Below are 13,525 nucleotides of genomic sequence, written 5' to 3'. Positions count from 1 at the left end.
TATGGTGAACCCATGCCGGCAATTATCCCGAAGATCATCGCCTGGATGCTGTCTTTGAAAATTCTTCGGGCAATCTTGTTATTCAGCGAACGCCGCGGAGCGATGCTCGCCGACAGCGTCACCTACCGCGCCCTGTTCAGCATCTTCGCCGGCGTGCTGCTCGGATTCTCGTTCGCGGCGCTGTGGCTTGCGGGCAATCCCGCCGCACTGCAGTCCCTCGTGCAGTCGGTGGATGCCGTGATCCCGGGCCTCGTCGGCGACGGGGGACTGATCGACACGTCCGCGATCCAGGCGCCCGCCGGGCTTACCGTCACCGGCATCCTCGGCACCGTAGGTCTCGTCCTGGCCGCGATCGGCGCGATCGGCTCGATGCGGACGGCGATTCGCACCATCGTCGGAATCACCCACGACGACGTCCTCTTCATCTGGGTGATCCTGCGCAACCTGGCGCTTGCGATCGGCATCGGCGTGGCCCTGGCCGCCTCGGCGGTGATCACGTACCTCGCGACCTTCGGCGTCGGCATCCTGACTGGCCTCTTCGGCCGCCCCGCCGACGGCCCCGTCGCGAGCGTCCTGACCGCGGTCATCGGCATCGTGGTCGTCTTCGCCCTGGATGCCGCGGCCATCGCCGTGCTCTTCCGCGTGCTGTCGGGTATCAAGCCGCCCGCGAAGGCGCTGTGGCCGGGGGCGCTCCTGGGCGCGTTCGGGCTGACCGTGCTGCAGCAGCTGTCAGGCCTGTTCGTCGGCGGAGCGTCGTCGAACCCGCTGCTGGCCTCGTTCGCCTCGCTCATCGCGCTGCTGCTGTGGGTGAACCTGTCGTCGCAGGTGATCCTCATCGCTTCGGCGTACATCGTCGTCGGCGTCGAGGAATCCCATGACCGCGTGCGCGCGAAGTACGGCGCGTCGACCTTCGCGCAGCGCCGGGTGCGGCAGGCGGAGTCCCAGGTGCAGCTCGCCACCGAGGAACTCGACAAAGCGCGCGCCGCGGAGGCTGCCGAGAGAGAGAAGGTGTCGGCATGACCATCCGCACCCCCGCCTACACGTGCGAGCAGGTCCGCATGGCCGAGGCGCCCCTGCTCGCTCGCGGCGAGCCGCTCATGGCCCGTGCCGCCGCCGCCCTCGCCGGGATCGTCCGGCGCGTCGGCGGGTTCTCGACCGACCCGGATGCCGGGGCCCCCGGCGGCGCCCCCACCACCCACGCGCGGCACCTGCTCGTCCTCGCCGGCAGCGGCAACAACGGCGGCGACGCCCTCTACGCCGCCGCGCACCTGGCCGAAGAGATCGACGTGGACGTGCTCGTCGTCGGCCCGCGCGTGCACGAGCACGGGCTGGCGGCGGCGATGGCCGCCGGGGCGCGGCGCGTCGAGATCCCGGCTGTTCGGGATGCCGCCGAGCCCTACGACCTGATCCTCGACGGCATCCTCGGCATCGGCTCCGCCGCCGACCCCACCCTGCACGGCAACGCGCGCGAGGCGGTGCTTGCGCTGCTGCCCGCGGTGCGCGAGGGGCGCACGCGCGTGATCGCCGTCGACCTGCCGAGCGGCCTGCATCCCGACACCGGCGAAGCCGGCGACACGGTGCTGCCGGCATCCGTCACCGCCACGTTCGGCGCCGTGAAGGCCGGGCTCGTCCGCGGGCGCGGACCCGAGCTCGCCGGAGAGGTCGTGCTGGTGGACCTCGACCTGCTGCGCGAGCTCGACGGATTCCTGCCGTCGGAGTGGGCCGAGGTCGACCGGGTCGTGCGCGCGACGAAGTGACGGCGGCGGGTCAGTCGCGGGCGTAGCGCTCGACGAACGCGCGCAGCATGCGCGCCGGGTGCGACACGGGGGCCGCGCGGACGGCGGCGAGGGTCAGCTCCAGCTCGTGCGAGGCGAAGTACCCGTGCGAGGCGTACGCGTGGATGCGGGTCGTGATGCCGTCGACGTCGAGCTCGGGGTGGAACTGCGTCGCGTACACGTTCTGCCCGACCCGGAACATCTGCACCGGGCACGTCGGCGACGACGCCAGCAGCGTCGCCGCCTCGGGCAGCTGCGAGATCGCCTCTTTGTGCCCGACGAACGCGTGGAAGGTCTCGGGCAGGCCGTCCAGCAGCGGGTCGGCGCGCCCGGCATCCGTCATCGACACCGGCACGACGCTGATCGGCTCGCCGTAGGTGCGGTCGATCGTCGCGCCGAGGTAGGTGCCGACGGTGCCGACGCCGTAGCAGGCGCCGAGGAACGGCGCATCGCGGGCGACCACCCGCGCCAGCAGCGCCTGGAACTCGGCCTCGACGCGGTGCTGCACGGCGGACTTCTTCTCGGCGGGGTCCGAGGCGTTGAACGGCCCGCCGCCGACGAAGATGCCTGAGAGCTCGTCGAGGTCGAACTCGGGCATCGGCCCCGCCTCGAGCCGCACGCGGATGAGGTCCCTCTCGTCGAGCCCGGTGTAGCGCAGGAACAGCGCGTACTCCTCGTCGGCGGGGACGTCCTCGGCGCGCGTGGCGAGGAGGACGAACGGCTTCACCCAACGAGTGTACGGCCCGCGCCGCACCCCGGATGGCGGGCTCACCTCCGCCCCCATGACTCACGAACCGTGTGAGCGTCAAGTTCACCGGCGAAATCGGATGGCGGGTCTAGGCTCAGGCCATGGCTATTGCACGACTTCACGGAGGCCCGCTCGACGGGCAGGTCCTTCCTCTCGACGACGCCGACCTCGACCGCCTCATCGTGCCGTACAGCGAGACCCAGATCGTCTACGAGCGCCGCGGCGAGGCCGAGAACACCGGCGAGTCCGACGGCCCGACGCAGGCGGCGTTCTGGTTCGTCGAGGCGCAGGACGACATCGACCCCGACAGCGATTCGGCGCGTGACCGGCGCTGACGCCACCCCGTCGCCCGCCGAGGACGCACCCGCGCACTCGGTCGAGGTCGAGCTGAAGTACGACGTCGACGACACCACCCCGCTGCCCGACTGGTCGGCGCTGCCGGGAGTGGTGTCGGTCGGCGTCGGCGAGGTGCGCGAACTCGACGCGCTCTACCTCGACACCGCCGACTACGCCCTCGCGCACTCCGGCCACGCACTCCGTCGCCGCACCGGCGGCCCTGACGCCGGCTGGCACATCAAGGGACCCCGCCAGGGTCTCGGCCGCGCCGAGACCCAGTGGCCGCTCACCGGCGACGACACGGTGCCCGCAGCCGTCCGCGAGACGCTCGCCCCGATCACCCGCGACGATCTCGGCCCGATCGCCCGCATCCGCAACACCCGCACGGCATATGCGCTGCGGGATGCCGGGGGAGCCCTCGTCGCCGAGTTCGCCGACGACCGGGTCCAGACGCGCGACGAGCGCTCCGGCATCGAACGCCGCTGGCGCGAGTGGGAGGTCGAGCTCGGCCCCGGCGCCCCGGACGACGACGCCGGACGCGACGCGCTGCTGACCGCGGTCGCCGCGGCGGTGGAGTCCGCGGGGGCGCGGCCGGCGGCATCCGCCTCGAAACTCGCCCGGGCACTCGGCCACTGACGCCGCACTTAGACAACGAACGGAGCCCCGGGAAGATCCCGGGGCTCCGTTCGTCGAGTCGAGGAACGACTCAGAGGTTGATCATGTGACCCGCGAGGCCGTGGAACGCCTCTTGCACCGCCTCGGACAGCGTCGGGTGGGTGTGGATGTTGCGGGCCGCCTCGAGGGCGGTCAGGTCCCACTTCTGCGCGAGGGTCAGCTCGGGCAGCAGCTCCGACACGTCCGGGCCGACCATGTGGCCGCCGAGGAGCTCGAGGTGCTCGCCGTCGGCGATCAGCTTCACGAAGCCGACCGGCTCGCCCAGGCCGTTGGCCTTGCCGTTGGCCGAGAACGGGAACTTCGCGACCTTCACGTCGTAGCCGGCGTCGCGCGCCTGCTGCTCGGTGAGGCCGAACGAGGCCACCTGCGGCGAGCAGAACGTCGCGCGCGGCATCATGCGGTAGTCGCCCAGCAGCATCGTCTCGGCCTTGCCGATGGTCTCGGCCGCCACGACGCCCTGCGCCTCGGCGACGTGCGCCAGCTGCAGCTTGGCGGTGACGTCGCCGATCGCGTAGATGTGGGGGACGTTCGTGCGCATGTGGTCGTCGATGTCGATCGCGCCGCGCTCGGTCAGCTTGACGCCGGTCTTGTCGAGCCCGAAGCCCTCGACGTTCGGGGCGAAGCCGATCGACATGAGCACCTTGTCGGCGTCGATCGAGCTCTGCGAGCCGTCCTTGGCGGTGTAGGCGACGGTGACTTTGTCGCCCGAGTCGGTGACCGACTCGACCTTGGTCGAGGTGAGGATGTCGACGCCGAGCTTCTTGTAGTGGCGCGCGATCTCTTTCGAGACCTCTTCGTCCTCGTTCGGCAGGGCGCGGTCGAGGAACTCGATGATCGTGACCTTGACGCCGTAGTTGGCCATGACGAAGGCGAACTCCATGCCGATGGCGCCCGCGCCGACGACGACGAGCGACGAGGGCAGCTCGCGCGTGAGGATCTGCTCCTCGTAGGTGACGACGTTGTCGCTCAGCTGCACGCCCGGCAGCAGGCGCACCTTCGAGCCGGTCGAGATGATCGCGTTGTCGAAGGTGACCGAGTCGGTCGAGCCGTCGGTCTTGGTCACCTGGATGGTGTTCGCGTCGACGAAGGTGCCGCGACCCTCGTACTCGGTGACCTTGTTCTTCTTCATCAGGTAGTGGATGCCCTTGACGTGCGTCTCGGACACCTTGCGGCTGCGATCCCACGCCGCGCCGAAGTCGAACGACACATCACCCGAGATGCCGAACAGCTCGGCCTTGTGGGTGAACGTGTGGGCGAGGTCGGCGTTCTTCAGCAGAGCCTTCGAGGGGATGCAGCCGACGTTGAGGCAGACACCGCCCCAGTACTTCTCTTCGATGATCGCGACCTGAAGGCCGAGCTGGGCGGCGCGGACGGCCGCGACGTACCCGCCGGGGCCTGCGCCGAGGATGGCGACGTCGTAGTGGGGCATGGCCCTCAGCCTATCGCCCGGCGCGTTATTGTGCGCCGCCGCGTGACGCACGGCGTAGCCGTGCGACGACCAGGTACGACAGCGCCCCGAGCACGCCCGCCCCGATCATGCCGCCGATCACCCACGGGGTGTCGTCGACCACCGGCTGCGCGGGCGCCGGCACGGGCGTCGCGGTCGCCGACGGGGTGGGCGCGGCGGTCTCGGCGGGGGTCGGCTCGGCGGTGGGCGCGGGCTCTTCGACGGTGAACGCGAACTGCCCCGAGATCGGGTGCCCGTCGCTCGAGACGACCTTCCACAGCACCGTCACCTCGCCCGCGGCAGGACCCGCGAGCGCCTGGGTCAGCCGCGCCTGGTCGATCGACGGCTCGCCGTCGACGAGGCTCGTGCCCGCGGCATCCGTCACCTGCAGCTCTGTCGCACCCGGCTCGGACGAGATCGGCGCGCTGAAGTCCAGCGCGATCTCGCCGGGAAGCGTCTCGAGCACGGCCCCGTCTGCCGGGTCGCTCGCCACGAGCGCGTCGTGCGCGAGGGCGGGGGATGCCGGCGCCCCGGCCAGCAGCATCGTCGCGGCGGCGATCAGAGCGAGGCGGAGCGAGCGGGGGCGAGAACCGGGGGAGCGCACCCGGTCCAGCGTAGCAGGGTCTTCCCTCGGCGCCCGGCCGCGTCTAGCCTGGCCGTCAGGCGGGTTCCTCGCCCGCCGTCACCTATTCGAGAGTGAGGCGGAGCGATGGACGCCATGATGATGGACGCCATGTCCAAGGACATGAAGATGCCCGGCATGGACACGATGGACATGGCCGCGATGCAGGCGTGTATGGATGCCTGCTCGGCCTGCGAGCAGGCATGCGTAGTCTGCTCGACGCAGGAGATGTCGTGCGCGCCGGCGTGCATGAACTGCGCCGACATGTGCAACACGATGATGCGATCGATGATGCGGATGCAGGGCATGACGCCCGCGTCGATGATGGCGATGCTCGACGCCTGCATCGCCATGTGCCAGACCTGCATGGACGAGTGCATGCAGCACGCCGACCACAGCGAGGTCTGCAAGATGTGCGCTCAGTCGTGCCAGGCGTGCATGGACGCGTGCCAGGCCATGAAGGAGTCGATGATGGCGTGACGCCGTCGCCGACCGGTCAGAGCGGCAGGATGTTATACCGGGCGGTGCCGACCGCCAGCACGTCGTAGCGTCCGTGCAGGGCCACCGGGGTGCCCGCCTCGACCCGCCGCGCCGCGCCGGCGCCGCTCCACACGGTGCGGGCCTCGCCGCCGGCCAGCGGCGCGATGACGACGACGCCGGTGGCGGCATCCGCCTGCTCGACGAAGCCGTCGACCCACTCGGACGGGGTCGCCGAGGCCAGCCGCGCCTGGATCAGGTGCAGGGCGTGACCGGGAGCGTACGAGGTGCAGGGTCCGTCCGTGGCGCACATGCAGATCGCACGCTCACGCACCTGGAGGGGCGGGATGTGGCTCTGCGGACTCGACACGGTGGACTCCCAGTCAGTAGGTTCGATGTCCAGTCAGGTTACGAGGCGTGCCGCCCCAGGGCACGCCGGCCGAAACGGGGCGAAACATGCCGCATCCCCGCGACCGTCATCGACGGGCGCACAGGGGCGAGTCGGTCCGTTAGGCTTGCAACCGCTAGAGGAGGTCCACCGTGGACGACAATCGCCGACCCGAGCCGGGTGACATCCGGCGCGGCCGCGACGCCGACGAGACCCGCAGCTTCGAGCGCGGGTCCGATGTCACGCAGACCTTCGGCCACGACTCCGACCTGTCGTTCGTCCCCTTCGGCAGCGAGCTGAACACCGCCGAGCTCGACGCGATCGAGGCGCTCCCGTCGGGCGCCGCGCTGCTGCTGGTCCGCTCGGGCCCCACGGCGGGCGCGCGATACCTGCTCGACAGCGACGTCACCACGGTCGGGCGCCACCCCGAGGCCGACATCTTCTTCGACGACGTCACCGTCTCTCGCCGTCACGCCGAGATCACCCGTGCCGGCACGAACTTCGAGCTCGTCGACCAGCGCTCGCTCAACGGCACCTACGTCAACGGGGAGCGCGTGGACCGCGCCGTCCTCACCAACGGGGCCGAGGTGCGGGTGGGCAAGTTCCGCCTGAACTTCTTCGTCTCGCCCGCCGACCTCGGCCACGCCCCGGTCGCCTGATGGCGCCGGCCACCGCCCGCGAACGCTCGGCGTCCGCGGGGCTGCTGAGTATCGGCCAGGTGCTCGCCCGGCTCACCCCCGAATTCCCCACGCTCACCTCGAGCAAGCTGCGCTTCCTCGAGGTGCAGGGGATCGTCTCGCCCACCCGCACCGAGTCGGGCTACCGCAAGTTCTCGCAGGCCGACCTCGACCGGCTGCGCCTCGCGCTCACCCTGCAGCGCGACCACTACATGCCGCTGGGCGTCATCCGCGACTACCTCGAGGACGTCGACGCCGGCCGCGACCCGGCGCCGCAGGCCGCCGTCCCGCCGCCCTCGATCGTGCCCGCGCCGCGCCGCTACCGCCGGCCCGAGCTGCTGACGGCGGCCGGCGCCGCCCCCCAACTGCTCAACGACGCCATCAGCGTCGGCATCCTCGCCGGCAGCGACTCGTACACCGACCAGCACGTGCAGCTGCTGCGCGCGCTCGTGGCCCTGGACCGTCACGGCATCGAGCCGCGGCACGTGCGGGCGCTGCGCCAGAACGCCGAGCGCGACGTCGCCCTCATCGAGCAGGCCATCGCGCCGGTGCTGCGCCGGACGGATGCCGCCTCTCGCGGCCGCGCCGGCGAGGTCGGCACCGAGCTCGCCAAGCGGCTGGACGAGGTGCGCGCGATCTTCATCCGCACGGCGCTGGACCGCCTGCTCGGATGAGCGCGCCGGGGGTCCGCGGCGACACGCCGGGACCCGAACGGCGGATGTCGTTGCCGGAGGGGCCCGGCTCATCTAGCGTGGGAATGTCCGCATTCGGAGGGGAGAGAGCATGACTGCTCGAGAAGCGGCCGACGATCAGCCGTTCGTCGCAGACCTGCTCTTCACCGACGGGCTGCCGCAGATGGACGACGAAGTCGGCTATCGCGGCGCCGCCGCCGCCCGCGCCGCGGGCATCACCTACCGGCAGCTGGACTACTGGGCACGCACCGAACTCGTCGAACCCACCGTCCGCGGTGCGTCCGGCTCGGGATCCCAGCGCCTCTACGGCTTCCGCGACATCCTCGTGCTCAAGCTCGTCAAGCGCCTGCTCGACACCGGCATCTCGTTGCAGCAGATCCGCGTCGCCGTCGACCAGCTGCGTGCCGCCGGCATCCGCGACCTCGCCGGCACGACCCTCATGAGCGACGGCGCGTCGGTGTACCTGTGCACCTCGAACGACGAGGTCATCGACCTGGTCAGTCGCGGTCAGGGCGTCTTCGGCATCGCCGTGGGCAAGGTGCTCCGCGAAGTGGAGTCCACGCTGGTGGAGTTCTCGCCCGAGGCCCCCGACGCCATGGACGAGCTCGCCGCTCGCCGCGCCGCCCGCACCGCCTGACGCCCCGGCCTTTCCGCCGCCGCCGTCACCGGCATCCGTCGTGCCCGCCGTTCGCGCCCCACGACCGCGAGACTGCATCTCTGTACCGAGACCGCGGTCTCATCCCACCGTCTCGGGAGAGAGATGCAGTCTCGCGGGTGAAGGCGGGGCGAGGCGCGGGAGGGACGGCGCGGGGCGGGGGCCGGGTCAGGCGCGGACTTCGCCGGCGACGGGGATGCGGCCGGTGCGGATGATGCGGTCCAGCAGCGCGTCGAAGTCGGCCGCGAGCTCCTGAGCGGAATCGCCGGGCCAGATGTGCAGCGGCTTGGCCGCGCCCTGCGCCTGCTGCAGCGACGTGCGCTCGGGCAGCTGCGGCGAGAGGACGAGCGGGCCGAACATGTCGCGCAGCTCTTTGATGCGGAACTGGTGCTCGATCGACTGCGGGCGCACGCGGTTGACCACGATGCCGAGGGGCTGGAGGCGGGGCGAGAGGCCGCGGCGGATCTCTTCGATCGCGCGCAGTGCGCGGTCGGCGGCGGCGACCGAGAACAGGCCCGGCTCGGTGATGACGATGACGCGGTCGCTGGCCGCCCACGCCGTGCGCGTGAGGGCATTCAGCGACGGGGCGCAGTCGATGAGGACGAGGTCGTACTCGGACTCGATGGTCGCGAGGGCCTCTTCGAGCTTCCACACGTCGCGCACCGAGGGGTGCGGGCCGTCGAAGTTGATCGCCGACGGGCTCCCGATCATGACGTCTATCGTGCCCGGATGGACCTTCGCCCAGCCGCTCGTGGTGATCGCCTGGCGGACCGTCTTCTCTTTCGGGTTCTCGAGGACGTCGGCGATGTTCAGGCGCCCGGCGACCTGGATGTCCATGCCTGTCGACACGTCCGACTGCGGGTCGAGATCGACCACGAGAGTGCGCACGCCGCGGGCGAAGGCCGCCGAGGCGAGACCCAGCGTCACGGTCGTCTTGCCGACGCCGCCCTTGAGAGAACTGACCGAGAGCACGTGCACAATCGTCCACGTTACCGTCCCCTAGGCTGAGAGCACACTCAGCCGCCCCCCGACGCTGCACGCGAGGTGAGCATGTTCTCGAAGATCCTGGTTGCGAACCGCGGTGAGATCGCGATCCGCGCCTTCCGAGCCGCGTTCGAACTGGGGGCCCGCACGGTCGCGGTGTTCCCCTACGAGGACCGCAACTCGCTGCACCGCCTGAAGGCGGACGAGGCGTACCGGATCGGCGAGATCGGGCATCCCGTCCGGGCCTACCTCGACGTCGACGAGATCATCCGCGTCGCGCTCGAGAGCGGCGCCGACGCCATCTACCCCGGCTACGGATTCCTCTCGGAGAACCCCGAGCTCGCCGAGAAGGCCGCCGCCAACGGCATCGCCTTCATCGGCCCGCCCGCCGCCGTCCTCGAGATGGCCGGCAACAAGGTCACCGCCAAGCAGCACGCGATCGCCGCGGGTGTGCCGGTGCTGCGCTCCACCGAGGCGTCCGACGACGTCGACGCGCTCGTCGCGCAGGCGCCCGACATCGGCTTCCCCATCTTCGTCAAGGCCGTCGCCGGCGGCGGCGGGCGAGGGATGCGGCGGGTCGAGACCCCCGCCGAGCTGCCGCCGGCGCTGGCCGAGGCCATGCGTGAGGCCGGCAGCGCATTCGGCGACTCGCGCGTCTTCCTCGAGCAGGCGGTGCAGCGCCCCCGGCACGTCGAGGTCCAGATCCTCGCCGACGCCGCCGGCACCACCGTGCACCTCTACGAGCGGGACTGCTCGGTGCAGCGCCGCCACCAGAAGGTCATCGAGATCGCGCCCGCGCCCAACCTGGATGACGGCATCCGCGAAGATCTGCACCGCTACGCGATCGCCTTCGCGGAGTCGATCGGGTATGTCAACGCCGGCACCGTGGAGTTCCTGCTCGAGACCGCCGGTCCCCGCGCGGGCGAGGTCGTCTTCATCGAGATGAACCCCCGCATCCAGGTCGAGCACACCGTGACCGAAGAGGTGACCGACGTCGACCTGGTGCAGTCGCAGATGCGGATCGCCGCGGGGCAGACCCTCGCCGAGCTCGGCCTGACGCAGGACCACATCCGCCTGCGGGGCGCCGCGCTGCAGTGCCGCATCACCACCGAGGACCCCACGCAGGGCTTCCGGCCCGACACCGGCAAGATCACCACCTACCGCTCGCCCGGCGGTGCCGGCATCCGCCTGGACGGCGGCACGACCGCCGCAGGCTCGCAGGTGAGCCCCCACTTCGACTCGATGCTCGCCAAGCTCACGTGCCGCGGCCGCGACTTCGGCGCGGCGGTGCTGCGCGCCCGCCGCGCGCTGGCGGAGTTCCGCATCCGCGGCGTCTCGACGAACATCCCGTTCCTGCAGGCCGTGCTCGACGACGACGCGTTCGTCGCCGGCGACCTGAGCACCTCGTTCATCGACGAGCGCCCCGAGCTCGTCAAGGGACGCCCGTCGAAGGACCGCGGCACCAAGATCCTGAACTGGCTCGTCGACACCACCGTCAACAAGCCCCACGGCGAGAACCCCGTCACCGTCGACCCGCGGGCGAAGCTGCCGCTCATCGACCTGCACGCGCCCGCGCCCGACGGGTCCCGCCAGCGCCTGCTCGAGCTCGGCCCGGCCGGCTTCGCCAAGGCCTTGCGCGACCAAGAGGCCCTCGCTGTCACCGAGACCACCTTCCGCGACGCGCATCAGTCGCTGCTGGCCACGCGCGTGCGCACCAAGGACCTCGTCGCCGTCGCGCCGTACGTCGCGCGCATGACGCCGCAGCTGCTCAGCGTCGAGGCGTGGGGCGGGGCGACGTACGACGTCGCGCTGCGGTTCCTCGGCGAGGACCCGTGGGAGCGGTTGGACAAGCTGCGGGCGGCGCTGCCGAACGTCGCGATCCAGATGCTGCTGCGCGGTCGCAACACCGTGGGCTACACGCCGTATCCCACCGAGGTCACCGACGCGTTCGTGCGCGAGGCCGCCGCCGGGGGCATCGACATCTTCCGCATCTTCGACGCCCTCAACGACGTCTCGCAGATGCGGCCCGCGATCGACGCAGTGCTCGCCACCGGCACCTCGATCGCCGAGGTGGCCGTCTGCTACACCGGCGACCTGCTCAACCCCGCCGAGGACCTCTACACCCTCGACTACTACCTGCGTCTGGCGGAGCAGATCGCGGATGCCGGGGCGCACGTCCTCGCCATCAAGGACATGGCGGGGCTGCTGCGGCCGGCCGCCGCGGCGCGCCTGGTGTCCGCGCTCCGCCAGCGGTTCGACCTGCCGGTGCACGTCCACACCCACGACACCGCCGGGGGACAGCTGGCCACCCTGCTCGCCGCGAGCGCCGCCGGCGCGGACGCCGTGGACGCGGCATCCGCCCCCATGTCGGGCACCACCAGCCAGCCGTCGCTGTCGGCCCTCGTCGCCGCCCTCGCCCACACCGAGCGCGACACCGGGATCGACCTCGCCGCCGTCAGCGACCTCGAGCCGTACTGGGAGGCGGTGCGCCACCTGTACCGCCCGTTCGAGTCGGGTCTGCCGGGCCCCACCGGCCGGGTGTACCACCACGAGATCCCCGGCGGGCAGCTGTCGAACCTGCGCCAGCAGGCGATTGCGCTCGGCCTCAGCGAGGACTTCGAGCTCATCGAGGACATGTACGCCGCCGCCAACCGGATCCTCGGACGCGTGCCCAAGGTCACGCCGTCCTCGAAGGTCGTCGGCGACCTGGCGCTGCACCTCGCCGCCGTCAAGGCCGACCCCGACGACTTCGAGCAGAACCCGCACACCTACGACGTGCCGGACTCGGTCGTCGGCTTCATGGCCGGCGAGCTCGGCGACCTGCCCGGCGGGTGGCCCGAGCCCTTCCGCACCAAGGTGCTGCGGGGCCGTCAGGTCGACATCGAGGTGACGCCCTTGACGGATGCGGAATCCGCCGCCCTCGCGGGCGACTCGGCGACCCGCCGCTCGACGCTGAACCACCTGCTCTTCCCGGCGCCCACGCGCGCCTTCCAGCAGACCCGCGAGGTGTTCGGCGACCTGAGCGTCCTCGACACCGCCGACTACCTGTACGGCATCAGCGCCGGGTCGGAGCACGTGGTCGAGATCGAGCGGGGCGTGCAGCTGTACGTGGGGCTCGAGGCGATCGGCGCCGCCGACGACAAGGGCATGCGGACGGTCATGACGACCCTCAACGGGCAGCTCCGCCCGGTGTTCGTGCGCGACCGCAGCATCGAGGTCGAGGCGCGGCAGGCCGAGAAGGCCGACACCTCGAAGCCCGGCCAGGTCGCCGCGCCGTTCTCGGGCGTCGTGACGCTGAAGACGGCGGTCGGCGACACCGTCGAGGCCGGCCAGCCGGTCGCCTCGATCGAGGCGATGAAGATGGAGGCGGCCATCACCGCACCCGTCGACGGAGTCGTCGAGCGCGTCGCGATCGGCGCGACCCAGCAGGTCGACGCCGGTGACCTTTTGGTCGTGATCCGCCCCGCGCATTAGCCTGGGGGGCGGCGTGCCGATATGCCGACACGCCCCGTTCCCTTTGGAGATGCCCGCAGTGAGCCTCGACCGACCCGACCACCACGCGTCCGACGACGACGACAACGCCGTCCTGGGCGAGACCGGCGGACTGGATGCCGCCTCGCTCGGCTTCCCCGGCGGCACGACCGAGCACGTCGCGGTGATCTTCCCGACCCACCACGACGAGGACGACCTGGACGACCTCGGCGACGAGGTCTCGTACGAGCCGCCGCAGCCCGACGAGATCACCGCCGAGGCCGAGATCGTCGAGCCCGAGCTGCCGATCGAGCCCGCCGCCGACCGCAGCTTCACCGTCGAGGACATCCTCGACGCGATCGAGGTGACCGACGAGCCGGCCGACGACGAAGAGGCGCACGCCGTCGCCGAGGAGCCTGCCGCCGAGGAGCCTGCGGCCGAAGAGCAGCCCGCGCAAGAGGAGCCCGCGGAGGAGGAGCCCGCGCAGGAGCTCGCCGCCGCGCAGCCCGAGGATCCCTTCGCCGCGTTCGCCCCGGTCGCCGAGGAGCCCGTCGCGGCCGCCGCGCCCGCCGCGCACC

General features: G+C 71.4%; 14 protein-coding genes and 1 pseudogene. 10 read left to right on the top strand and 5 right to left on the bottom strand.

Going from position 1 to position 13,525, the window contains the following annotated elements; genetic code table 11:
* The first annotated feature begins 12 nt into the window (after positions 1–12).
* Positions 13–1,020 carry a YihY/virulence factor BrkB family protein gene (locus ACYVF4_RS12725; RefSeq protein ID WP_460723352.1) on the top strand — a complete coding sequence of 336 codons (1,008 nt, stop codon included), beginning with the start codon at positions 13–15 and terminating at the stop codon, positions 1,018–1,020.
* Positions 1,017–1,757, top strand: coding sequence for an NAD(P)H-hydrate epimerase (locus tag ACYVF4_RS12720; RefSeq protein ID WP_460723350.1), 741 nt, complete (start codon positions 1,017–1,019; stop codon positions 1,755–1,757). Before ACYVF4_RS12725 ends, ACYVF4_RS12720 begins: the two co-directional genes overlap by 4 nt.
* A 10-nt stretch (positions 1,758–1,767) precedes the next feature.
* On the opposite strand, the gene ACYVF4_RS12715 is transcribed toward ACYVF4_RS12720, so the two are convergent.
* A complete protein-coding gene (locus ACYVF4_RS12715; protein ID WP_460723348.1) occupies positions 1,768–2,502 on the bottom strand; it encodes a glutamine amidotransferase in 735 nt (244 codons plus the stop codon).
* A gap of 122 nt (positions 2,503–2,624) precedes the next feature.
* Here ACYVF4_RS12715 and ACYVF4_RS12710 point away from each other — a divergent pair, with 122 nt between their 5' ends.
* Complete coding sequence (locus ACYVF4_RS12710) at positions 2,625–2,858, top strand: response regulator (RefSeq protein ID WP_460723346.1); 234 nt, start codon at positions 2,625–2,627, stop codon at positions 2,856–2,858.
* Complete coding sequence (locus ACYVF4_RS12705) at positions 2,845–3,495, top strand: CYTH domain-containing protein (protein WP_460723344.1); 651 nt, start codon at positions 2,845–2,847, stop codon at positions 3,493–3,495. The genes ACYVF4_RS12710 and ACYVF4_RS12705 overlap by 14 nt, the downstream gene beginning before the upstream one ends.
* 70 nt (positions 3,496–3,565) lie before the next feature.
* Here ACYVF4_RS12705 and lpdA read toward each other — a convergent pair whose 3' ends face one another.
* Both lpdA and ACYVF4_RS12695 read right to left on the bottom strand, forming a co-directional pair.
* Positions 3,566–4,963, bottom strand: coding sequence for a dihydrolipoyl dehydrogenase (lpdA, locus tag ACYVF4_RS12700; protein WP_460723342.1), 1,398 nt, complete (start codon positions 4,961–4,963; stop codon positions 3,566–3,568).
* 25 nt (positions 4,964–4,988) lie between these two features.
* Entirely contained in the window at positions 4,989–5,585 is a 597-nt protein-coding gene (locus ACYVF4_RS12695; RefSeq protein ID WP_460723339.1) for a copper resistance CopC family protein, read from the bottom strand.
* A 105-nt stretch (positions 5,586–5,690) separates the two neighbouring features.
* On the opposite strand from ACYVF4_RS12695, the gene ACYVF4_RS12690 reads away from it, so the two are divergent.
* Positions 5,691–6,083: a hypothetical protein gene (locus ACYVF4_RS12690; protein WP_460723337.1), complete on the top strand. Its 393-nt coding sequence runs from the start codon at positions 5,691–5,693 to the stop codon at positions 6,081–6,083.
* A 16-nt stretch (positions 6,084–6,099) separates the two neighbouring features.
* Here the strand turns inward: ACYVF4_RS12690 and ACYVF4_RS12685 are convergent, their stop codons facing one another.
* Entirely contained in the window at positions 6,100–6,450 is a 351-nt protein-coding gene (locus tag ACYVF4_RS12685) for a hypothetical protein (protein ID WP_460723335.1), read from the bottom strand.
* A gap of 170 nt (positions 6,451–6,620) precedes the next feature.
* Between ACYVF4_RS12685 and ACYVF4_RS12680 the strand changes: the two genes are divergently transcribed.
* From ACYVF4_RS12680 to ACYVF4_RS12670, 3 genes are all read left to right on the top strand, one after another.
* On the top strand, positions 6,621–7,127 hold the full coding sequence (locus ACYVF4_RS12680; protein ID WP_460723333.1) for an FHA domain-containing protein: 507 nt from the start codon (positions 6,621–6,623) through the stop codon (positions 7,125–7,127).
* Positions 7,127–7,819 carry a transcriptional regulator FtsR gene (gene ftsR / locus ACYVF4_RS12675; RefSeq protein WP_460723331.1) on the top strand — a complete coding sequence of 231 codons (693 nt, stop codon included), beginning with the start codon at positions 7,127–7,129 and terminating at the stop codon, positions 7,817–7,819. Before ACYVF4_RS12680 ends, ftsR begins: the two co-directional genes overlap by 1 nt.
* A 109-nt stretch (positions 7,820–7,928) precedes the next feature.
* A complete protein-coding gene (locus ACYVF4_RS12670) occupies positions 7,929–8,474 on the top strand; it encodes a MerR family transcriptional regulator (RefSeq protein ID WP_460723329.1) in 546 nt (181 codons plus the stop codon).
* 186 nt (positions 8,475–8,660) lie between these two features.
* On the opposite strand, the gene ACYVF4_RS12665 is transcribed toward ACYVF4_RS12670, so the two are convergent.
* Positions 8,661–9,470 (bottom strand): ParA family protein, encoded by an 810-nt coding sequence (locus ACYVF4_RS12665; RefSeq protein WP_460723326.1) that lies wholly within the window; start codon positions 9,468–9,470, stop codon positions 8,661–8,663.
* 72 nt (positions 9,471–9,542) lie between these two features.
* Between ACYVF4_RS12665 and ACYVF4_RS12660 the strand changes: the two genes are divergently transcribed.
* Together ACYVF4_RS12660 and ACYVF4_RS12655 are read left to right on the top strand one after the other, a co-directional pair.
* Positions 9,543–12,950: a pyruvate carboxylase gene (locus ACYVF4_RS12660; RefSeq protein ID WP_460723452.1), complete on the top strand. Its 3,408-nt coding sequence runs from the start codon at positions 9,543–9,545 to the stop codon at positions 12,948–12,950.
* A gap of 49 nt (positions 12,951–12,999) precedes the next feature.
* Positions 13,000–13,525: pseudogene (locus ACYVF4_RS12655) on the top strand (hypothetical protein); the annotation flags it as partial.

It is taken from the genome of Microbacterium aureliae (assembly GCF_054780155.1).
This window is presented reverse-complemented; position numbering and strand designations above follow the sequence as displayed.